The following is a 21,170-nucleotide window of genomic DNA, read 5'->3' on the forward strand; positions in this document are numbered from 1 at the left end:
AAATTGTCCATTCTCGAACCAGCCGAATTGACCCAGGACTTGGAGGGCACCTACTACAGCCCGAAGATGCAGTGGTGGTGCGCGCACGCCGACCTCGTCGACGAGGCCGGCAACGATACGGCCCTGTACTTCTGGCCGGCACTCGGGTCGCTCGACGAAGCCTGGATCTGCTCGCTGCACACCAAGGATGAGGTCATCGACCTCACGCAGCTGTACCAGCCGCTCGGCACCTTCAAGACCTCGCGGTCGGGTGTCGACGTCCAGTTCGGCAACCAGTACATCCGCGGCACCTTCCCCGAGTACGACATCTACGTCGAAGGCACCCACAACGGCGAGGAGGTGTCGCTCGAGGTCCACATGAGCGCGGAGACTCCCGCGTTCGAGGCACTGCCGAACCTGCGCGGTATCACCTGGCACTACGTTCCCCGTTTCACGGTGCAGGGAACGCTCACCCGCGGCGGGACCTCGACCAGTGTGAAGGGGGCCGGCTACCTTGAACGGCGCCGCGGGCGCTTCTGGACTCCGGGTATCAACCGCGGTCTGTGGGAGAGCATCCCCGGAGCCGGAGACTCGCCGTTCAGCATCCCGCTCTTCTACAAGGTCTGGAAGAACGACGGAAGCATCCAGCTCCAGACGCTGACGTTCACAGTCGACGGCAAGTCGATGGTGGACTTCGGTGACGTAGAGGTCGACATCCAGGAGACTGCCAAGCTCCCCGGGTTCGAGGAGATCGACCACCCGATGCGATACCGGCTCACCGCGGAGGGCGATGGCGGCAGCGCCTCCATCGATGTGGTGCGCAACCCGAACCGACTGGCTCTTCGCGACTACTTCGATGACCCGGACCCGCGGGCCAAGTGGGCCGGTCTCTACGGGGCCGGACACGCGACCGGCGTCGTGACCTACCAGGGGCAGGAACACCGCGTCGACGCGCCCACCTACGGTAGTGCGCTCTACTTCTACGAGAAGTAGTCAGAGGTGACCCGGCCGGGACCGAACTCGCGCGGACCCGGCCGGGTCGACTGCACTCCCCGCACACTCGAAATCCAACATTGACGGGCGGCCAGACACCCCGCGCGGAACCCGACTTGCTGGTAGGGGAATGATAAGATTTTGTCGAATGATGCACCTAACTCCTGTGGCTGAGAGGGTGACACCCATACTGCGCGGTCACAGGCATTGACGAAAGGTCCGGTGTGGCCGATATGCCTGCGCTGAGTACGAACGGGGAACGTAGCACCGCAACTCCCGTGCGGTCTTTTGCTGTCGCAAGTGACCGCAAGTTGCCCAAGGCTGCGGCCATGTTGGCGCAGGAAATCCGCGCCAAGATCCTCGGCTACGGCCTCGAACCGGGTACGGCGCTACCGAGCGAACCCGAGCTGATCGAGCAGAGCGGTCTCGGACGAGCCTCGGTCAGAGAAGCGATCAGGCTTCTCGAAGCGCAAGGCCTCGTTGTCATCAAGCGCGGCTCTCACGGCGGCATCTTCGTCGCGCAGCCCGATCTGTCGAGTCTGAGCCACGGAATCGCGCCGGTGCTCACACTGTCGAAGGCGCCGCTGCGTGATCTGACGACCTATCGGAAGATGGTCGAGCCGCCAGCGGCAGGCCTCGCCGCCTCCATCGCGAGCAAGGAGGACAAGTGCAGCCTGCTCAAGCTCGCCGAGCACGGCTCGATGCCGGGATACAACAATGAGGTCGCCTTCCACGAGCGTGTCGCCGAGCTGGCCGACAACCTGCTGTTGCGCGTGTTGGTCATGGTGCCGCATGACCTTCTCCGAGAACATCTTCGCAGCGAATCGATAGATGATTCGGTCGTCGACGAAGCGAATAATGCGCACATGGCTATCGCCAAAGCGATCGTGGCTGGCGATTCCGCCCGCGCTACGCGCGCGATGATGAAACACCTCGAGGCCTTCGAAGAGCGGATGGGTCGCGCCGGTCGACTCGAACGGCCGATCGTGCCTCAAGAACAATGGCTAAGGGATGTTCCCGAAGGTTTCGGGTCCGTGATGACTGGTTGGCACTGACGACCACAGCAATCGGGCATGGGAGCGACGCGAACGCCGGTCGCATCCATGCCCGTCCTGCGTTCGCACGAGCACGTGCAGTGCGAGAGCAGCAAGACTAGGACGACGTGTGTTCTGATGCGACAGTGGTGCGGTCATCGCGCTTGTGCGGTGAGCCCGAGCGCAGCATGCGTCGGCCGATCATCAACACGCAGGCCGCTATCACCATCGCGCCCGCGACGAGGATCCACCCTGTTGCGAAGCCGAAGTGCATTGCGATGAACCCGAAACAGAGTGGGCCGAGGCATCCGCCCGCGTAGACACCGACCTGTACGGCACCTGTCGCGGTGGCCGGCGACGAGGGATTGAGCCGGATGATCGCGAACTGCAGTAGCCCCGGCCAGGACCAGCCCAGGCCCATGCCCAGTACGACACCCACCAGGAGGGGAACCGTACCCGGTAGGGCAAGGAGCGCAACCCCGATCGCTCCGAGGGTGAGACTTCCGGCAACATAAGCGAAGTGACCGGTCGGGCGCCGGTCGGCAAGCCACCCGTGCAGCATCCGCATGAACAGTGCGATCACGCTGCCGAGGGTCAAGACCAGCCCGGCGGTCGAGGGAGCGATGCCACGGGACACCGAGGACGCAACGAGGAAGATGGTCATGGCGTTCGCCGCCGCGGCGGCAAGGCTCGCCGCCGCGCCGATGACAGCGAGAGCCAGCGGGGTGGCCGATCGTGCTGCTGGAAGGGGTGGACGCGCCGGCCGGCTGCCACGAGGGGTGGCGGCCAGCGCGCACAGCGCGACCGCGGCGCCGATGACAAAGGACCAACGCCATCCCAACGGCAGTGCGATGGCCGGCACCGCAACTCCGGCGAGCAGTGTCGCAATCGGAACGGACGCTTGTTTTGCGCCGAAGGACAATCCCAGGCGGTCCGCGGGCATCGACCTCGCCAGCGACGAGTTCGACGACAGCTGGCCCACGACATTGCACCACGCGCTGGCGAGGAGAAGAACGAGCAGCGATCGGTACGACTGCGCAAGACCGGCGATCAGCAACATGAACACTGCCGCTCCGACTACTGCCGCAGTGCTCGACACGCCACTACCGAAGCGGTCGATGATTCGGCCGGCGGGCAGTGCAACAGTCGCGCTCACCGCGAAGTAGAGCGCGACCGCCAACCCGAGGCCAGCCGGATCCAGGTGCAGGTCTTCGGCAATCTGCACTGCCAGGGCGCCGGTGAGGAAAACCGGCAGCGCCGTCGAGGTGGTCACCGCGATGGCTCCGGCAGCGACCCGGAAAGTTGTCGGACCTGACGTGATCACTGCAGGACACTCCTCTCAGACATCACCGTGCATGCGGCCGCGGCCGCATGCACGGTGATGGAATGCCTCGATGAGTCGGACTCAACGAGGGCTTTGGTGCTCTCGCAGAACCGAACTGGACGCGGCGCCGGACTTTCCGTTGGCGATCACGTGGACGTGATCCGGCCGACGTAGAAATCGCCGGTGCGTTCGATCTTCACCCGTGATCCGAAGGGTTCCGACAACTCGTCGAGATGTTCGAGGATGCGGATGGCGTCGTCGGGGGAGGCGAATTCCGGGCACCCGCGGCGGCTTCGCGGTTCGGTTCGGCCGAGAGTGATCGGATGCAGCTCCGTGCCGGTCAGGACACCGTCTTCGTACGAGAAGCGGGCGACCACCGACTCCCAGAACTTCGGCTGGTCGGCGTACCCGGTCACCGCGTCGTAAAGGTCGGCGGTGGTCGAGGTCGGTGCCATGCCCTGCTGTTCGTAGACCTCCGGCGGGAAGGCGGAGATCACCTCGAGGTTGAAGACGAAATTGCCCAGCGAGTAGCAGATGGGACGCCCCTTATAGAGCTCGACCCCACGGAGCATGTGCGGGCCGTGACCAACAACGCCGTGGGCGCCGGCATCGATGAGCCCGTGGGCGAGGGGACGGAGGAACTCGGCCGGGACCTCGTTGTTCCAGCGGCCCTGGATGCCCTCGTGGCAGTGCAGGCCGACGATCACCAGATCCGCCTGACGCCGCGCCTCATCCACCACGTACTGCAGTGCTTCGACATCCCGCGTCAACGCATCTTCCTGTACTCGCGGGTTCGCATCCGGGACGAAATGAACCCCCTCGACGGCGATCCCACCGGGCGGCGGCGGGTCGTAGACGTTGCGGTCGGGGTACGGGAAATGGATACCCGGTGCGGTGGTGCCGCTCGAGGTGACGTTGACGCCGGCGTCGGCAAGAATCTCGCGGAGTTCCTCGAAACGGTCCTGCCGAATGTAGTGCGTCTTCTGCAGTCGCACCGGGGCGATACCGGGACGGCCGGCGTCGGCGATGCCAGGGTCGGCGGCGAGGGACAGTCGAGCGTTGCTCGAGCCCGCGGAGATGAAGGCGACACGGCCTCCGGGGGCGTCGAAGTATCGCGGCTGGCGGGCTTCTCGCAATGTGCGGCCGGCGCCCGCGTAGGCAAGTCCGCGTTTTTCGAGTTCCTCCAGTGATGCCACCAAGCCGTCGGTGCCGTAGTCGCTGGCGTGGTTGTTGGCCATGCCGTAGAGGTTGATGCCCAGCCACTCGAACTCGGACAAGAGTTCGGGCTCGACGCCCAGGTGCGTGCCGTGGAACGTGGTCGACGGCTTGCGGCCGGGGCCGGGGAAGACCATCTCCACGTTCGTGATGGTCACGTCGGTGCTGCGCAACAGGTCGACGAGGGCGGTGAAGTTGGCATTCGGGTTCGCCGAGATGCGGTGGGTGACGATGGCGTCGCCGGTGGCGACGACATTTACGGTGGACACTAAGGCTCCTTCTGGGTACCGCTAATTATTGTCGGGTCACTGGACCGGTGTGATGGTGTTACTCCGAAGTCTTCAAATTCCAGATGTCGGAGAACTGCGTGGCGACGACCTCCTCGTAGGGAACATCGTCGGTGATCAGGCCGGTGTTTTGGTAGATCTTCATTGCCGCGTCGTAGGTCTGCGGTGAGATCTCCGAGGTGAAGTGATCGCGCGAGGCGTTGTAGATGTTCGCGACGAGGTCCGGTGCCAGGTCGGGGTAGAGCTCCTCGAGCACCGGGAGTGCGGTTGCGGGGTCGTCGCGCAGAGTGTTGTTCGCTCGTGTCACCGCACGCACGAGCGCCCGGGCGGTCTCGGGGTTGTCGTTGATCCACTCGGTGGTCGCCTGCAGGGTCGAGGTCGGCAGCTTGGAGTAGGTGGATTCGGTCGTGGTGGTGCGCAGGTCGAAGACGATCCGTCCCGTGCCCGAGGTGGTGATCTGGGTCAGATCCGGCTCATAGGTGATGAGGGCGTCGACCGACCCTGTTCGCAGGGCCGCACTGGCTTCGGCGCCGGTACCCACGGCGATGATGGTGACGTCGGTATCGGGGTTGAGCCCGTACTCGGCAAAGATCCCGCGAGCGATGCTGTCCCCGGTGGACCCGGACGCGGCAACACCGAACCTCTTGCCCTTCATCGCATCGACGAAGGCCTGCGGGTTGTTCGGCGGGATTTGAGGAAAGGTGTTACCGCCGACGAACGCATAGATCGTCGCCATCTCGAGGCCCGCCAGACTCTGGATGGATTGTCCCTTCCCGGTCAGTTCGATCGGGGTGTCGAAGCCCGTGGTCACGGCGACGACGCTGCGGCCGAGCAGTGCCGTGACCGAGGCATCACCGCTGTCGGTGGGCACGATGGTGACGTCGAGGCCTTCGTCGTCGAAGTAGCCGAGCTTCTCGGCGACGAAGGCGGGACTGAAGCACATCAAATTGACCCCGGCGATCTTGATCGCATTGCCGTCGGCGTTGCGGGAGGTGGCGCCGCCGCAGGCGCTGACGAACAAGAGCGTCGAGAGGGCAATAAGTACAGGCAAAACACGCGTTCGCATGGCGTGTTCCTTTCGGGTTGGGGAGGACGAGCCTGCGAGCACTTCAGGCGTGTGGCCGGGTGCCGTCAGACGGGTCGAGAGGCGTGGCTGACTATTTGGCGGTGGCACTGCCCCAAGAGGAAAGGGACTTTTCGAGCAGGCGCACCGCTTGATCGAGGATCACGCCCAGGGCCGCGACGATGATCAGATAGGTGAAGACCCCGGTGGTGTCGAACAGACCTGACGCCCGCGAGATGCGTAGGCCCAGTCCGTGTTCTGAGATGATGAGTTCGCCGACGACCGCGCCGATGAGGGCGAATCCCAATCCCACGCGTGTACCCGAGAGCAACCACGGCACCGACGCCGGCAGGCTGACCCTCCGGAAGATGAACCAATCGCTCGCTCCCATCATCTTCACCTGGCTGATGAGCCGTTGATCGACGTTGGTCAGGCCCGCATAGGTATTGAGCAGCATGATGAAGTAGCACAGCGAGAAGACCAAGGCGATCTTCGACGCCGGTCCGATCCCGAACCAGATGATGAACAACGGGGCGATCGCGATGCGGGGGGTGCTGTAGAGGGCAAGAATGTACGGGTCGACCACTTTCTGCAGCAGTGGGAACTTGTACATGATGCAGGCGCTGGCGACACCGGTGACCGCGCTCAGCGCAAATCCGACGAGGACGTTCTGCATCGTGAATGCCACATCGACATAGAGTTCTTTGTCGACGAGGACTTCGCGCAGTCGTTCGATCACTGCGGTGGGTTCGCTGACGAAGAATGGGTCGATCCAGCCGATCTCTACCGCCGCCTGCCACATGGCGAGCGCCACGATCAGGAGCAGAACCTGCAGGGTGAGAAGTTTCAGGGTCGGACCCAACCGCATCTTTCTCCTGCTGGTGGTCCGCGAACCGGGACTTTTCTCCCCTTCATACTCGCGGGGTTTGTCGGTCGTTACCGCGGTGTCAGGCATGGTCGTCGCCTCCGGACATCAGTTTGTGCAGGATTTCGTCATAGAGTTCGCGGTAGTCATCGCGCTTCATGATCTGTGCCAGATCGCCGCGCGGACGTTCGATGTCGACCGAGTAGTCTTCGACGATGCGTCCGGGGCGAGCGCTGAACATCAGGATTCGGTCGCTCAACAGGATTGCTTCGCTCGGATCGTGGGTGACGAAGAGAACTGTCTTCGGGTTCATCTGCCATACACGTAGAAGTTCCTGCTGCATAACGATTTTGGTCAACGCGTCCAACGCACCGAACGGTTCGTCCATCAGAATGATCTCGGGAGTTTGCGCGAGGAGGCGGGCGAACTGCACTCGCTTGCGCATACCGCCGGACAGCTCGCGAGGTTTGCGGTTCTCGAAGCCTTCCAGCCCGACCAACGCGAGAAGGCGACCGGCTTCGGCTCGGTCAACCCGATTGGATACCTGCATTGGTAGGAGAACATTGTCGAGGGCGCTCGCCCAGGGCAGCAGGGTGTCCTCTTGGAACATGTAACCGGCCCGACCATTGATCGACTGCAGTTCCCTGCCTCCGATTCGCAGGGTGCCGGAGGAGATCGTCGCCAGGCCGGCGACGGCATTGAGGAAGGTGGATTTGCCGCACCCACTGGGGCCGAGGAGTGAGACGAACTGTCCCGGCTCGATCTGTACGGAGACATCGTCGAGGACTCGCAACGACGATCCGTCGCGGGTTGGGAAGTCCAGGCTCACGTTCTGGGCTGTGACGCTGAGACTGTTCAACCCGCGGTTCGCGTTCGAATCCGTAGAAGTAGCTGACGACGGCGGCATGACCGCGGCTGGACTAGAGCTCGCGTGTGGCGAACGGGTAGGCAACAAGGTAACTCCTCACCTTCAGGCGCATTCGGCGCATGATTAGACAAATAGAAGCACGTGGCGCACGTCACGTCAACGACGACGTCGGGTGCGCACTCCCCTGGCGGGGTCGCCCGGGAGCGCGGGGCGACCGGTCGTGGCCGGCGAGGTGGGCCGCCAGGGACGGTGCATCTTGACGTGACTCAGGTCACGTGATTCTATTGGGTAATCATGCGACGAATAGTCCGGATGCACCCAATGTGTCGACGATCTCTGTTTCCGCCCCCCGCGCCTGGAGGCCGGAGATGCGTCGCTTCCACGTCCCGCGTACACCTGATCTGCAGAATGCGGGCCCATCCCTCACCGCAGCGCTCAACCGATCCACGTCTTGGAGAACGCCGATGAAATCCCCTGCTCCATCAGCCCAGCGCGCCCAGGCGGGCGTCATACTCGCCGTTGTCATCGGCGCCGTGGCCGCCTACAAGGGGCTCGAATCGATGACCTCACCTGCGCTGCCGATCCTGCAGGCCGAACTCGGCGCTTCGCGTGCCAGCATCGCCTGGGTGCTGACCGGCGTCCTGCTGACCGGTCCCATCGTGACGCCCATTGTCGCCAGACTCGGAGAGATTTGGGACAAGCGGCGGGTCCTGCTGGGAGTCCTGGTCATCGTCACGATAGGTGCTCTCGTGTCGGCCCTGTCGGCGTCCATGCCGATGCTGATCGCTGGACAGATGCTCCAGGGATTCGGTCTCAGCACGGTGCCACTAGCAGTAGGAATCATGCGCGAGACGCAGTCAGTCGAGCGGACTAAGGCCGGAAACGGAATCATGGTGGGCGCCATCTTCGGCAGCACCGCACTCGCCATGCTCGTCTCCGGTCCGATCGCCGACAACCTCCACTACAGCTGGTTGTTCTGGTTCCCGTTCTTCCTTCTGATTCTCATCATTGCCGCTGTCTGGTGGCTCGTCCCCGCCTCGCCGGCAAACATGAGCCACGGGCGTATAGATCTTCTCGGAAGCGCGCTGCTCGGCGCCGGCCTCTCGGTACTCCTCCTCGCGTTCACCTACGCTCCCGATTGGGGCTGGACCTCGATTGGGTTCCTGGCGCTGCTCGGGGCCGCGCTCGGCCTCCTGTTCGTCTTCGGCCTAGCCGAATTGCGGATCAGTGATCCGCTGGTCGACGTCCGCCTCCTGGCCCACCACTCTGTCTTCACAGCAGCAGGGCTGATGGTGATGGCTGGTTTCTGCATCAACGCCATGCTCGTCGCCGTGCCGATGCAGATCCAGCAGCCGATCGGCACGGGATACGGGCTCGGAGCATCCGCGACCCTCACCGGCTTCATGCTGGTTCCGGCCATGCTCATCGGAACCACCGCGCCGCTCGCCACGTGGATCGAACGCAAACTCGGCCAGCGCACCGCGACGATTGTCGGGCCGGTCTCCATCGCAGCAGCGGCGTTCTCCCTCATGGCGTCCGCCGGCAACTTCACCATGGTTCTCATTGGGTTGCTCCTGGTCGGATTCGGGTGCGGTATCTCGATCACCCAGGCGATGAACCTTGTTGTCTCTGGCGTCCCCCCTGAGCGGGTTGCGGCCTTCAGCGGCCTCAACTTCGTGGTCAAAGCAGTCGGTGCAACTTCCGGAGCTCAGATCGCGGCAAGCATTCTCTCAACGGATGCAGCGGCTGCCTCGGACTCTCCCTCATGGGCGGCTTTCAATGCGGTGTGGCTGATGTGCGCGGGAATGTGCATAGCGACGCTCATTCTGGGACTGACCATCAAGAACAGGCGCAGCAGTACCGACTCCTCGGCCGCCGGCGCCGCGGGCACAGCCACACCGCGTGCTGATCAAGGACCCGACGTCGTCTCGGCGGCAGTCTCAAGCAGATACGCCGACGACGTCGACAATCACCGACGGGCTCCCACCGTCGCTGACAGGAGCTGACCCCGGGCCTCCTATCTAGTCCGAACCCGTCGCCGTCCTAAAGCACCGGCTGCCGTCCGGATCGGGCACAAGGAGCATCCGACACCGCGAAGGACCCGAACAGCTTCGACGCTCCGGAAGGAGCGCCTTGCGGCTCGGGTCCTTCGCAGTGCGGGCCGCAGGGATCACGCCAAACTCCGAAGCTGTTCTCAGTCCTGATTTGATGTGAAATCCGATGAACTCCCGCGAGTATCGCCAATGGCGCCAGAGGCGTCGCGCTGCTTGGCTCGAAGCCAACCGCAAACGCAAGCATCCTGACACCGAGGCCGAGCGCCTCATCGAGTTCGCCAACATGTGGGCACCATATGGGGGCGCAACGGAGGAGGAAATCCTCGTGAACTTCGGAATGACCAAGCGTCGGTTCATCGAGAAATTGTGGCAGGTCATCCCTGAATCGAACTGTGCCGACGACGAGATGCACAGTTTAACGATCGCATACCCGAACCTCTCATGATGGACGAGTTCGCTAGCTTGCCGGAGATTGCGCGGTCCATCTCACCGACACTTCAAGTGCCTGTCGTGCGTCGCGCCAACCGCACAGTGGACACCCGGACTGTCAGTGGCCTGCATTGGGGCACAAGCGCACCGGAAGTTGTCTTCCTCCACGGAAACGGGCAGAACGCGCACACCTGGGATGCGACCATTCTCGCACTGGGCAGTCCTGCTCTCGCAGTGGATCTTCCCGGGCACGGGCATTCGGACTGGCATGATGACCCTGACTACACGCCATCGTCACACGCCGCCGCTGTCGCGGGCTACCTACGTCACGGTGCGCCGAACCCGTGCGTTCTCGTTGGGATGTCACTTGGTGGTTTGACCGCAATCTGCCTCGCGGTTACACAGTCCACATGGGTGCGCCACCTCGTCGTCGTCGATGTGACCCCGCAATCCGGTCTCCGTGTAGCCGCACGGCACGCACACGACACCGGGAGGGTGGGGCCGCCCGCAGGGTCTGATCACTTCGTGACTTTCGAAGATATGGTCGACGCTGCCGCTGCAGTGCAACCCACTCGTAGTCGCGATGGCTTACGGCGGGGAGTCCGGCACAACGCAATACAGGGAACGGACGGGCTGTGGCGTTGGCGCGCCGATCATCGCCGCCGCGTCAATGCGGACAGCCGACCAGTCGACTACAGCGAACAGTGGTCGAGGGTCAGTGAACTCACGGTCCCCGTGACACTCGTCCGTGCAGCGAGATCCGGGGTCGTCCCACTCGAGGACGCTACCGAGTTCGTGAGACGGGCGAGAACTATTGAAGTCGTCACCATCGACACCGAATTGCACTCTGTGCAGAGTGCGCGACCGGAGGAGTTGGCTGAACTCGTCCGGTCGCGGCTCGGCTGACGTTCGATATCAAGCTTCGAAGTGGCTACGGACGCGGTACGTGTAGAAGCAGGGCATCGCCCTGCCCGCCGCCGCCGCAGAGTGCGGCCACCCCTGTTCCGCCGCCGCGCCGCCGGAGCTCGCGTGCAAGGTGCAGGGTGATGCGGGCGCCGGACATGCCGAGCGGATGCCCGATTGCGATCGCTCCACCGTTGACGTTGACCCGTTCCGGGTCGAGTCCGAGGGCGCGGGTCGAGGCGATGCCGATCGCGGCGAACGCCTCGTTGATCTCGACCAGGTCAAGCATGGACGGCGCGATGCCTTCCTTCGAGCAGGCGGCGGCGATCGCATTGGCGGGCTGATCCTGCAGAGTCGAGTCAGGGCCGGCAACGACACCGTGCGCCCCGATTTCAGCCAGCCAGGGCAGCCCGAGTGCTTCGGCACGGGATCGACTCATGACGACGACTGCGGCTGCGCCGTCCGATAATTGGGATGCCGAGCCGGCCGTGACCGTGCCGGTCTTGCTGAACGCTGGCCGGAGGGACGCCAACGTCTCGGCCGTGGTGTCGGGTCGAATGCCCTCGTCCCGGCTGACGACGAGCGGTTCGCCCGACCTCTGTGGCACGGTGACGGGAACAACCTCGTCGTCGAACACCCCGTTCTTCCATGCCGCTGCTGCACGTTGGTGCGAATCGGCAGCGAAGTTGTCCTGCTCCTCGCGCGTGACGGGCCTCGGGTCGGTGGCGTTCCGGGTTTCGGTGAGCACGCCCATCGCTTGGTCGGTGAAAATGTCGTAGAGACCGTCGTAGGCGAGATGGTCGGTCATGAGGACCTCGCCGTACTTGAATCCCTCTCGGGACCTGGGTAATAGGTGAGGTGCTTGGCTCATCGACTCCTGGCCGCCGGCGACGATCACGTCGAATTCTCCGGCACGGATGAGCTGGTCAGCGAGCGCTATGGCATCGATCCCAGACAGGCAGACCTTGTTGACCGTGAGCGCGGGAACGGTCATGGGAATGCCGGCCGAGACCGCAGCCTGCCGCGCAGGTATCTGACCCACTCCCGCGGTGAGGACCTGGCCCATGATCACGTATTGGACCTCGTCGCCAGAGATGCCGGCCTTGTCGAGCGCAGCCTTGATTGCGATTCCGCCCAGGTCTGATCCTGAAAAGTTCTTCAACGATCCCATCAGTCGGCCCACCGGGGTGCGCGCGCCGGCAACGATGACGGAGCTATCTCTCATCCGAGCATTCCTCACATGTCGTTTCAAAATGTCGCATGCCGAATCAATCGGTACGCGCACCGCGGTCGTCAGTAGTTCGCCGCGGCGAAGAGGCAAATGTAACAGAAGAATAATGCGCCTAATTAGACAACTCGGAGTCGGCGACGGCTGAAGCGCGGGCGCCATTGGCGCATCGATGTCAATGGGGGAGTCCACCATGGTGGTGCGGTGGCGATCGCGAGTGCAGCCGATTAGTCGGAGCGCCAGCAACTTACGGAGATTGCACTAGCTGCGGCATCGTGCCGGGACCAAGGTCGGCGGGGTTGAGGTTGTCTGTGTGAGCTATTGCACTATGGGCGCATTAGGTGCATGATGAACTTCATTCTATGAAAGTGGTTCAGATCACACTGATGGAGGAATGTGCCGGTGACCACAGAGCAGCGGTCCGCGATGCGCGACCATTTCAGCGACTTCGATCTCGACTCGACGGAGTTCAACGACGACTACGACGAGGTGCTGGCGGAACTTCTCGAGAAATGCCCGGTCGCTCACAGCAAGGTAGGTCGCGGCTACTACGTCGTGAATCGGCAGGAGGATGTTCGACGGGTCGCTCAGGATTGGCGGACGTTCACCAGTGTCGACGGGATGTTTCCGAATCGTCCGGACGGTATGCCTCCTGTGCTTCCTGAGGAGATCGATCCGCCCTACCACACCAATTGGCGGGGCGCACTGAACAAGCACTTCACAGTCCGCAAGGTGGCGGAGTGGGAGGACTCGGTGCGCAAGCAAGTCGACGCCCTTATCGACAACTTCATCGAGACTGGTGAGTGCGATTTCGTGAAGGAATTCGCGGCGCTTCTGCCCGGCCGGGTGTTCTTCGTGACCCTGCTGCAGGCGCCTCTCGAGGATCTCGACCGACTGGTGGACGTCGTCGACGACGCGATCATGGGATCCCCCGAGGAGCAAGGCCCCGCCTGGGCGGCCCTGCACACGTACATCGAGGGGTACCTCGAGGAGCGCCAACAGCAACCACCCCGGGGCGACTTCATCGACTCGATCCTGGAGGGGGTGGACACGGAAACAGGAGAACCATGCTCCTGGGATGACAAGGTCAACGTTGCCACGCTTTTCCTCTCAGGAGCAGTCGGAACCACAGCATCCGCGATCGGCAGCATGGTGCTGCACCTGGCAAGCCACCCCGAGGACAGGGACTGGCTCGCAGCGAATCCCGACGAACACGAACGTGCGGTCGAGGAACTGCTTCGACTGAACTCTCCAGTTACGGGAACGTCTCGCACGGCGACGAAACCGATCGAGGTGGCCGGCACCCAGTTTCAGCCAGGCGACCGTGTCGTGGTGAACTTCGCTGCCGCGTGCCGCGATCCCGAAGTCTATGACGAGCCGTTAGAGTTCAGGCCCGATCGTGATCAGACCAGAAGTGCTGTATTCGGGTTGGGTCCGCACCGATGCGTTGGTTCGCATGCTGCGCGACTCGAACTCAAGACCTCCCTCGAACAGATTCTTCGCCGCCTGCCCGATATCGCGCTCAAGGCCGATGCCACCGTCACCTATTCCACAGGTCTTTTGCGCATCATCAACGAACTGCCAGTCACATTCACACCAGGTGCGAAGGTCGGCGATCCCCGATGAGGTACTCGATTGATGGGGACCTGTGTACGGGTCATGGCCGTTGTTACTCGCTCGCTCCGGGAGTCTTCGAGGCGGACGACGATGGCTTCAACGCTGAGCGTGGCTCTGAGGGCGAGGTCGAACCGGGGAGGGAAGACACCGCTGCGTTGGGCGCCGAGAGCTGCCCAGAACAGGCAATCAGGATTGTTCGAGTAAGGACGCAGCCCGTCAGTGCCGATGGGTGAGCCGCGGCGCCGGCTTCGGAGACGTGACCACGTTTGTTTGCGCTTCTGAAATGACCAGTACACGTGGAGAAGGGAATGCAATGCTCACGCTTGACGGAAAGATCGCCGTAGTGACGGGAGCTCTCGGTGGAATGGGGCGCGCTGTATGCGAGCGATTCGGCGCCGAAGGCGCGACCGTTGTCGGAATGGACTGGACTGACGAGGGTTCGGAACTGTTCGCCAAGGAGATGGCGCAGGCTGGCTCGAAGTTCGAGTTCCGAAAAGTGGACGTATCTTCAGCAGTGGAGGTCGACGAAGCCGCCGAGGTTGTCGCCGCGCAGTACGGAAGCATCGATGTCCTCTACAACAATGCCGGACTCATGCAGCTGAAGCCCATCCTCGAAACCAGCAACGATGAGTGGGACCGAATACTGGATGTGAATCTCAAGAGCGTCTTCCTCATGACGAGGGCTTTCGCACCCCTGATGGCCGACCGGTCAGGGTCGATCATCAACCTGTCCTCCACGGGGGCGCTGAGGGCATGGGACAGCCTCTCTGTCTATGGCGCGGCCAAAGCCGGTGTCATCCAGTTCAGCAAGGTTGCAGCCGTCGAGTTTGCACCGAACATCCGAGTCAACGTCGTCTGCCCAGGAATGATCGACACCCCGATGGCGAGGGGTTTCGCGGCAGGGCTGCCGAATCCCGAGACAGCGTGGGAGACCATGAGCCAGCAGACCGTCCTGCAACGGTTCGGTCAGTCGTCCGAGGTCGCAGATCTTGCGCTGTGGCTGGCGAGCGACCAATCCAGCTTCGTGACCGGTGAAGAGATTGCCATCGATGGTGGATCCATCCTGCGATAGCGCAGCGCCCATCACCGGGGACGGAATGGAGCGACGATTCCGTCGTCGCCCACTTCGACAGAGAGGAGAAGAACCATGCCGTACGTCGTGACAGCCGGCTGCGTCGACATCATGGACAAGTCGTGCGTTCTCGAATGCCCAGTCGACTGCATCTACGAGGGCGACAGGATGATGTACATCCAGCCCGACGAATGCATCGACTGCGGCGCCTGCGAACTGGTCTGCCCGCAGGACGCCGTCCTCTACGCAGAGGACGGCCCTGAAACATCACTATTCCTCGCAGCTACCGACCAGGTGTTCAGCGCAGTGGGCTCTCCGCGCAGCGCGAAGAAGCACGGCCCACTCGGGTTCGACCCACCCTCCATTCGTGAGCTCGAGCCGAAGGAAAAGTAGTGTCTGAACCGCACCATCGGCATCTTCGCGTGGCCGTCGTCGGCTCCGGGCCGTCCGGGGCATACTGCGTAGAGGCACTACTCGAGTCCCTGCCGGACACGTCGATATCCGTCGACGTCATCGAACGATTGCCTGTGCCATACGGTCTCGTGCGTTACGGTGTGGCACCTGATCACGAGAGAATCAAGTCCATCATCGATTCCTTCGGTGAGATCCTGTCCCACGAACACGTCCGATTTCTGGGCAATGTCGCATACGGAAGCGACATCACGATGCTCGACCTACGGCGGCACTACGACGTCGCGATCTTCGCTTGTGGGGCCAACAGCACGCGGCGACTTGGCATCCCGGGCGAGAACCTCCCCGGAGTCTTCGCGGCGGCGGACTTTGTCGCCTGGTACAACGGGCACCCGAACGCGACAATTGAACGCCTTGCCCTCACAGCCGAACAGGCGGTCGTAATCGGTAACGGCAACGTTGCTCTCGATGTCGCTCGGATGCTGGTCAATCCACGTGAAACCTTGCTGCAAACGGATGTGCCGCAACACGTTTTAGAACTCCTCGTGGAGAGCCCCATCGCGGACGTGCACATCGTGGGACGCCGGGGACCGCTGCAAGCGAAGTTCACCACAAAGGAGATTGTCGAACTCGGAAAACTCGATGATGTCGACGTCATCGTTGACCCATGCGTCCTACGTGTGACCGAATCCGAGTTGCAACAAGCCGCTCCCCCGACCGCCCGCATGGTCGCGGCACTGAGGACACTCGGAAGCCTGCCGAGGGGACGTGCGCGCCGGATACATTTCACGTTCTTCCGTCGCCCGGTCGCAGTCTTCGGGCACCCGGGAGCCGAATCCGTCGTACTGGAGGCAACCGAAGGCGACAACGACCACGGGAAGGCTGAACGTGCGCGCCGGGAGGTGATCGAAGCCGGTTTGGTGCTCACCTCCGTCGGCTACCGCGCCGAACCCCTTCCGGAGCTCCCATTCGACGCAGTCACCGCCACGGTGCCGCACACGAACGGTCGGGTGTTCGATGGCGACGATACTCGCCCCGCGGTCTATGTCGCTGGATGGCTCAAGCGGGGACCAACAGGAGTGATAGGAACGAATCGCCGCGATTCGCTGGAGACCGTGAAGGCACTTCTAAGCAATGCCAGAGACTTCCCACGTGCTCTCGAACGCGATCCCGGCGCCGTCGTCTCGTTGCTGCGTCAACGTGGCGTCGAGGTCGTCCCCTGGGACGGATGGAACGCGATCGATGGCGCCGAGGTAGCACGCGGGGCGAGGCTGGGGAGGGCGAGAGTAAAGATCCACCGACTCGAGGAGCTGCTCCAAGCGAGTTCTCGACGTCCGACTGAGTAGCAGCCCCGCCACTGCCAGTGGCGAACCTCATGACTATTGGCAAACCGATTGTTACGAAGGATATCTCACGCGGCGGCTCAGTCCGCCGCCCAAACTGGAGGACTTGTGAGTAAGGCAGTTGAAGCTGTACGAAACGAGGCTCGATCGGCATTGCTGCTGATGGACCTCATGCCCATCGTCGTCCCCGCTTTTGGTGGGGATGACGAGCTGTTGGCCCGACTGGCAGGCGCTGCCGAAGTTGCACGACGATCCGACATCGACGTCATCCACGTGCGCGTCCTATTCCGCGACGGATATCCCGAAGTCGCCTCGACCAACAAGATCTTCGGAGTTGTCACCGCCAACTTCGACTTCACCGAGAAGAATCCGGCAACGGAAGTCCACCACGCGCTCCGACCCCGCGAATCGGACATTCTGGTTACCAAACGGCGTGTCAGCGCATTCGCCGGCAGCGACCTCGAGATGATCCTCCGTTCGCGACGAATCCAAACTCTCGTGCTAGCTGGCGTGGCAACCTCCGGCGTGGTCCTGTCGACGCTGCGGGCAGCCGCCGACCTGGACTATCACATCAAGGTTCTGTCAGACGGGTGCGCTGACGGTGATACGGCAGTGCACCGAATGTTGCTGGAGAACGTCTTCCCCGCGCATGCGGATGTCCTCACCGTCGATGAGTGGGTGACGGGCCTCAGCTGAACGAAACAAGGGTCGGTACTGGCAGGCACACCGAAAGACGGAGGAACGAACATGACCGAGACAGCCCACAACGTCGACTTCTTCGACCGGCGCACAAACGATTGCCCATTTCCGGCCTATCGCCAGCTACGCAACGATTCGCCGGTATGGCAAGACCCCACCACCGGGATGTTCGTGCTCACACGCTACGACGACATACGCGCCGTCGAGATGGACACCAAACGTTTCCGCAACACGATCTCGACGCAGACAGTCGGAGAGATCGGACTGTCAGTGGACGGCGGAGATTCGAAGCAGCGTTTCGAGTCCCAGCTGAAGAACGACGCCCTGGCAAAAGCCTACGAGAACGACGGATGGGAGCCAGGCCCCGCTCTCAACGCACGCGACGAACCAGAGCATTCTCAGGTCCGACGGTCACTCTTCGAGGCCTCGTTCCGGCCAACGAATCAGGCGCACTTCGATCGGATCGTGGGTGAGACCGTTGACGACTTGATCGACGGATTCATCGACGACGGTCGGTGTGAGTGGGTGAGCCAGTTCGCGGCGCCGATGACGCTGACCGCGATCATGAAGCACGTCGGACTGCCAGCAACCGGCTTGCCACTCGTGAAGGACATGACCCTCGCATGGATTGCCCGTGCAGGCCTCATGGCGACACCAGACATCGAGCAACGCGCCGCCAAGCTAGAACTCGACTTCCAGAAGTACGCACAGTCTCACTTCGAGCGTGTACGCCGCGAGCCGGACGACACCCTCCTCAGCACGATCGTCAACACCCCGGTCCCCGAATGGCATCGTGTTCTGACGGACGAGGAACTTCATGGATTCGTCACGACGGACATGATGGTCGGCGGCGGCGAGACGACCACGGGTGCATTAGCCGGTGGCGCGCGACTCCTGGCAGAGAATCCGCAGATGTTCGACAAGCTCGCATCTGACCCCGACGCCTACCTCGATACGTTCATCGAAGAGGTGGTACGTCTGGAGGCCCCCGTACAAGGAATGTTCCGGCAGGCTGCCGAAGACGTCGAGTTACATGGGGTCACCATTCCGGCCGGCTCGGTGGTCAATCTTCGCTTTGGATCCGCGAACCGAGATGAACGGCACTACGAAGACCCGGACGAGCTCGACTTTGATCGAAAGAACCCGCGGCGGCATCTCGCGTTCGGCACCGGGCTTCACGTGTGCCTCGGCAACACGCTCGCCCGCCGGGAGATGTATCACACGTTCAAGGCGATGGTCGAGCGCTTCGAATCGATACGACTCGTGGACTCTCCAGATGCACTGACCTATCGACCCAACTATGTCGTGCGTTGCCTGGATGAACTTCATATCGAGTTCACCCCACGAGCACGTCGATGACTGCTGCCGGCGCCCACTGTCCAGGTTCGTCGTGAAAGTCATACGAAAGTTGGCGACTCGTCAGGTCGCCTCAGATTGGAGTAGTTGTGGGAATCTTGGACGGAAAGGTCGCACTCGTGACCGGGGCGATGGGAGATATGGGTCGCGCTGCATGCCGGCGATTCGCCGCAGAAGGTGCCGCTGTTGTCGCCACTGACGTCACCGATATTGGCGCCGAGGAGTTCGTAGACGAGTTGACCGCTATTGGACATGACGTCGAGTTCTACAAAGCTGACATTACCGACAGCTCAGCGGTGAATGCCATGGCCGAGCACGTGCGCTCGACTCGGGGGCACGTCGACACCATCTACAACAACGCAGGGGTGATGGCGGTCAGTCCCCTTGCCGACATCACGGACGAACAGTGGCACAGGACACTTGATGTCAACCTGACGGGAGTCTTTCTCGTCACCCGCGCTTTCGTCCCCCTGATGCGCGGTCGCCGCGGAGCCTCCATCACCAACGTGTCCTCGATGGGCGGATTCCGGGTGTACCCAACTCAAATTCCCTATGGGGCATCGAAGGCCGGCTGCCTACAGTTGACCCAATCGTGCGCCGTCGAGCTCGCGCCAGACATCCGGGTCAATGCAATCGCGCCAGGTTGCATCGACACGCAGATGGCGCGCGGATACGCCGACGCTTCGCCAGATCCGGCGGCCGTTATCGCCGCACTCGAAGCGGGCATTCCTCTCGGACGGATGGGCACTCCGGACGAGATCGTCAACATCGGTGTCTGGTTGGCAAGCGACCAAGCCAGCTACGTGACGGGTGCAATTCTCGTCGTTGATGGCGGCAGCACACTCGAGGGCAAGTAAAGACAGGTGGTCTGGAGACGGTCAGATCGCCTACGTGCCAGTACCCGCACGATCGAAGCGAAGCGAAGCGAGACAATGAAATCCACCTCACAGGGCGACAAATCCCAGCTGTACCAGGGCCGCAAGGTCGTAGCGGCAACCTTGCTCGGGAACACAATCGAGTACTACGAGTTCTTCATCTACGGCCTTTCGGCGTCTCTGGTGTTCAACCAGCTGTTCTTCCCTACATTCGACCCGCTGGTAGGTACCCTGTTGTCCCTGTCGACTTTTGCAATTGCGTTTGTCGCTCGGCCAGTCGGAGGGTGGATACTCGGCCACTTCGGCGATCGCCTAGGTCGCCGCCCGATTCTGATGATCACCCTGTCCGGGATGGGAGTCGCCACGTTCGCGATCGGGCTGCTGCCCACCTACGACAAGATCGGCATCGCTGCGCCCATCTGTCTCGTTCTGCTGCGTCTGCTGCAGGGCTTGTCGCTTGGCGGTGAGGCAAGTGGCGGGTTCATCATGACGCTCGAACACGCGCCGCGGTCGCATCGGACGCTTTTCGCGGGAATCGTGGGATCGGGCAACATTTGGGGCCTGATCTTGGGCAACGGGGTGTTCCTTGCGATCAGTCAATTGCCAGAGGACCAACTCCTGTCCTGGGGGTGGCGAGTGCCCTTCCTGCTCAGCCTCGCACTTCTGATCATCGCCTTCTATATTCGGTTCAAACTCGAAGAGAGTCCCGTATTCACTGCTGCGAAGACTGCGGAGGAAACAACGAGTCGGCCCTCGGCCGAGCTGATCCGCAGGCACGCGCGCACACTCATCCTGACTGCGCTGTCGACGCTGCCCGTGGGAATTACGTTCTACGTTGTAACAACATTCTCGGCTGCCTACGGAAAAACGATTGCTGTCAGCTTTACGAAAGTATTCACCACCACGATGATCGTCGCGGCACTGCTCACGGTCGTCATTCCGTTCTTCGGCTGGCTCGGTGACAGGATCGATCGGAAGCTCATCTTCTGCGCTGGGATTGCGGTCATGATCGTCTCGCCGTTCATCTGGTTCCCGCTCTTCAATACAGGCAACCTCGGGCTCATGGTCCTCGGATTCCTCGTCCCACTCGTCGGGTTCTCGGCGACCTATGGCGTACAGGGCGCCTTCTATCCGTTGCTCTACCCGACGGCGGTCAGATACTCCGGTCTCGCCATCAGCACAAATGTGGGTGCGGTGATAGGAGCGTCGATCGCGCCGATGATCGCCACCTACCTGTTGGGTAGTTTCCAAAGCTGGACAGCTATCGCCTGCTACATGGCTGCCGCCGGAATCGTCGCACTGTTGGCTACCCTCCTCCTTCAGGAGTCTGCGATCGACGATCATTTTGTCGAACAGTCGGCCCGAGATGACTCCGGGAGCAGCGCAGACACCCACAGTGGTGCACGGGCACTGTCGATGGACCGGCCGCAGTCTCTCTGACCCGAAGAGTCGGCCTGTTATCTCGATCCATCGCGGCTGCGACCGCTGTCGGCGCATTCGTCATGTCATGGAAGAGATCTTCGCCGAGCTGCGCATTTCAATTTCCCCCACAATG

The 21,170-nt window shown here is 62.3% G+C and carries 20 protein-coding genes; 14 read left to right on the plus strand and 6 right to left on the minus strand.

Annotated features, from left to right (window positions below; all coding sequences use genetic code 11):
- The first annotated feature begins 3 nt into the window (after window positions 1-3).
- Window positions 4-972, plus strand: a complete 969-nt coding sequence (locus RJ1_RS01185) for a hypothetical protein (RefSeq protein WP_073358052.1) — start codon at window positions 4-6, stop codon at window positions 970-972.
- A 329-nt stretch (window positions 973-1,301) separates the two neighbouring features.
- A complete protein-coding gene (locus RJ1_RS01190) occupies window positions 1,302-2,027 on the plus strand; it encodes a FadR/GntR family transcriptional regulator (RefSeq protein WP_073358053.1) in 726 nt (241 codons plus the stop codon).
- A gap of 97 nt (window positions 2,028-2,124) precedes the next feature.
- Here RJ1_RS01190 and RJ1_RS01195 read toward each other — a convergent pair whose 3' ends face one another.
- From RJ1_RS01195 to RJ1_RS01215, 5 genes are all read right to left on the minus strand, one after another.
- Window positions 2,125-3,330: an MFS transporter gene (locus tag RJ1_RS01195; protein WP_073358054.1), complete on the minus strand. Its 1,206-nt coding sequence runs from the start codon at window positions 3,328-3,330 to the stop codon at window positions 2,125-2,127.
- Between the two features lie 146 nt (window positions 3,331-3,476).
- A complete protein-coding gene (locus RJ1_RS01200; protein ID WP_073358055.1) occupies window positions 3,477-4,814 on the minus strand; it encodes a CapA family protein in 1,338 nt (445 codons plus the stop codon).
- Window positions 4,815-4,872: 58 nt separating this feature from the next.
- Window positions 4,873-5,898: an ABC transporter substrate-binding protein gene (locus RJ1_RS01205; protein WP_083400305.1), complete on the minus strand. Its 1,026-nt coding sequence runs from the start codon at window positions 5,896-5,898 to the stop codon at window positions 4,873-4,875.
- A 91-nt stretch (window positions 5,899-5,989) separates the two neighbouring features.
- Window positions 5,990-6,763, minus strand: coding sequence for an ABC transporter permease (locus RJ1_RS01210; protein ID WP_073358057.1), 774 nt, complete (start codon window positions 6,761-6,763; stop codon window positions 5,990-5,992).
- Between the two features lie 79 nt (window positions 6,764-6,842).
- Window positions 6,843-7,589 carry an ABC transporter ATP-binding protein gene (locus RJ1_RS01215; RefSeq protein ID WP_198602261.1) on the minus strand — a complete coding sequence of 249 codons (747 nt, stop codon included), beginning with the start codon at window positions 7,587-7,589 and terminating at the stop codon, window positions 6,843-6,845.
- A gap of 503 nt (window positions 7,590-8,092) precedes the next feature.
- Between RJ1_RS01215 and RJ1_RS01220 the strand changes: the two genes are divergently transcribed.
- The 3 genes from RJ1_RS01220 (at window position 8,093) to RJ1_RS48750 (ending at window position 11,017) form a co-directional block, all read left to right on the plus strand.
- Entirely contained in the window at window positions 8,093-9,634 is a 1,542-nt protein-coding gene (locus RJ1_RS01220) for an MFS transporter (RefSeq protein ID WP_073358059.1), read from the plus strand.
- Between the two features lie 214 nt (window positions 9,635-9,848).
- Window positions 9,849-10,127 (plus strand): hypothetical protein, encoded by a 279-nt coding sequence (locus RJ1_RS01225; RefSeq protein ID WP_073358060.1) that lies wholly within the window; start codon window positions 9,849-9,851, stop codon window positions 10,125-10,127.
- Window positions 10,127-11,017 carry an alpha/beta fold hydrolase gene (locus tag RJ1_RS48750; RefSeq protein WP_369691047.1) on the plus strand — a complete coding sequence of 297 codons (891 nt, stop codon included), beginning with the start codon at window positions 10,127-10,129 and terminating at the stop codon, window positions 11,015-11,017. The genes RJ1_RS01225 and RJ1_RS48750 overlap by 1 nt, the downstream gene beginning before the upstream one ends.
- Window positions 11,018-11,042: 25 nt before the next feature.
- On the opposite strand, the gene RJ1_RS01235 is transcribed toward RJ1_RS48750, so the two are convergent.
- Window positions 11,043-12,239 carry an acetyl-CoA C-acetyltransferase gene (locus tag RJ1_RS01235; RefSeq protein ID WP_073358062.1) on the minus strand — a complete coding sequence of 399 codons (1,197 nt, stop codon included), beginning with the start codon at window positions 12,237-12,239 and terminating at the stop codon, window positions 11,043-11,045.
- 429 nt (window positions 12,240-12,668) lie between these two features.
- On the opposite strand from RJ1_RS01235, the gene RJ1_RS01240 reads away from it, so the two are divergent.
- The 9 genes from RJ1_RS01240 to RJ1_RS01280 all read left to right on the plus strand — a co-directional run bounded on the left by RJ1_RS01240 (window position 12,669) and on the right by RJ1_RS01280 (window position 21,055).
- Complete coding sequence (locus RJ1_RS01240; protein ID WP_073358122.1) at window positions 12,669-13,868, plus strand: cytochrome P450; 1,200 nt, start codon at window positions 12,669-12,671, stop codon at window positions 13,866-13,868.
- Window positions 13,865-14,092, plus strand: a complete 228-nt coding sequence (locus RJ1_RS01245) for a ferredoxin (RefSeq protein WP_073358063.1) — start codon at window positions 13,865-13,867, stop codon at window positions 14,090-14,092. Before RJ1_RS01240 ends, RJ1_RS01245 begins: the two co-directional genes overlap by 4 nt.
- Before the next feature lie 80 nt (window positions 14,093-14,172).
- Entirely contained in the window at window positions 14,173-14,931 is a 759-nt protein-coding gene (locus tag RJ1_RS01250) for an SDR family NAD(P)-dependent oxidoreductase (RefSeq protein WP_073358064.1), read from the plus strand.
- Window positions 14,932-15,006: 75 nt separating this feature from the next.
- On the plus strand, window positions 15,007-15,324 hold the full coding sequence (fdxA, locus tag RJ1_RS01255; protein ID WP_073358065.1) for a ferredoxin: 318 nt from the start codon (window positions 15,007-15,009) through the stop codon (window positions 15,322-15,324).
- A 29-nt stretch (window positions 15,325-15,353) separates the two neighbouring features.
- On the plus strand, window positions 15,354-16,688 hold the full coding sequence (locus RJ1_RS01260) for an FAD-dependent oxidoreductase (RefSeq protein ID WP_205415327.1): 1,335 nt from the start codon (window positions 15,354-15,356) through the stop codon (window positions 16,686-16,688).
- 105 nt (window positions 16,689-16,793) lie between these two features.
- Window positions 16,794-17,381, plus strand: a complete 588-nt coding sequence (locus RJ1_RS01265) for a cysteine hydrolase family protein (RefSeq protein ID WP_255284863.1) — start codon at window positions 16,794-16,796, stop codon at window positions 17,379-17,381.
- A 51-nt stretch (window positions 17,382-17,432) separates the two neighbouring features.
- Complete coding sequence (locus RJ1_RS01270; protein ID WP_073358068.1) at window positions 17,433-18,743, plus strand: cytochrome P450; 1,311 nt, start codon at window positions 17,433-17,435, stop codon at window positions 18,741-18,743.
- 86 nt (window positions 18,744-18,829) lie between these two features.
- Window positions 18,830-19,597, plus strand: a complete 768-nt coding sequence (locus RJ1_RS01275) for an SDR family NAD(P)-dependent oxidoreductase (protein ID WP_083400310.1) — start codon at window positions 18,830-18,832, stop codon at window positions 19,595-19,597.
- A 75-nt stretch (window positions 19,598-19,672) separates the two neighbouring features.
- A complete protein-coding gene (locus RJ1_RS01280; RefSeq protein ID WP_073358070.1) occupies window positions 19,673-21,055 on the plus strand; it encodes an MFS transporter in 1,383 nt (460 codons plus the stop codon).
- Window positions 21,056-21,170: the final 115 nt, after the last annotated feature.

The organism is Rhodococcus jostii NBRC 16295, from assembly GCF_001894825.1.
In the GTDB taxonomy this organism is placed as follows: domain Bacteria; phylum Actinomycetota; class Actinomycetes; order Mycobacteriales; family Mycobacteriaceae; genus Rhodococcus_F; species Rhodococcus_F jostii.

Coding starts and splice junctions, on each gene's coding strand:
- fdxA (WP_073358065.1), top strand. CDS start 15,007: ATGCCGTACGTCGTGACAGCCGGCTGCGTCGACATCATGGACAAGTCG.
- RJ1_RS01270 (WP_073358068.1), top strand. CDS start 17,433: ATGACCGAGACAGCCCACAACGTCGACTTCTTCGACCGGCGCACAAAC.
- RJ1_RS01240 (WP_073358122.1), top strand. CDS start 12,669: ATGCGCGACCATTTCAGCGACTTCGATCTCGACTCGACGGAGTTCAAC.
- RJ1_RS48750 (WP_369691047.1), top strand. CDS start 10,127: ATGGACGAGTTCGCTAGCTTGCCGGAGATTGCGCGGTCCATCTCACCG.
- RJ1_RS01220 (WP_073358059.1), top strand. CDS start 8,093: ATGAAATCCCCTGCTCCATCAGCCCAGCGCGCCCAGGCGGGCGTCATA.
- RJ1_RS01225 (WP_073358060.1), top strand. CDS start 9,849: ATGAACTCCCGCGAGTATCGCCAATGGCGCCAGAGGCGTCGCGCTGCT.
- RJ1_RS01245 (WP_073358063.1), top strand. CDS start 13,865: ATGAGGTACTCGATTGATGGGGACCTGTGTACGGGTCATGGCCGTTGT.
- RJ1_RS01250 (WP_073358064.1), top strand. CDS start 14,173: ATGCTCACGCTTGACGGAAAGATCGCCGTAGTGACGGGAGCTCTCGGT.
- RJ1_RS01190 (WP_073358053.1), top strand. CDS start 1,302: ATGTTGGCGCAGGAAATCCGCGCCAAGATCCTCGGCTACGGCCTCGAA.
- RJ1_RS01205 (WP_083400305.1), bottom strand. CDS start 5,898: ATGCGAACGCGTGTTTTGCCTGTACTTATTGCCCTCTCGACGCTCTTG.
- RJ1_RS01280 (WP_073358070.1), top strand. CDS start 19,673: ATGAAATCCACCTCACAGGGCGACAAATCCCAGCTGTACCAGGGCCGC.
- RJ1_RS01210 (WP_073358057.1), bottom strand. CDS start 6,763: ATGCGGTTGGGTCCGACCCTGAAACTTCTCACCCTGCAGGTTCTGCTC.
- RJ1_RS01235 (WP_073358062.1), bottom strand. CDS start 12,239: ATGAGAGATAGCTCCGTCATCGTTGCCGGCGCGCGCACCCCGGTGGGC.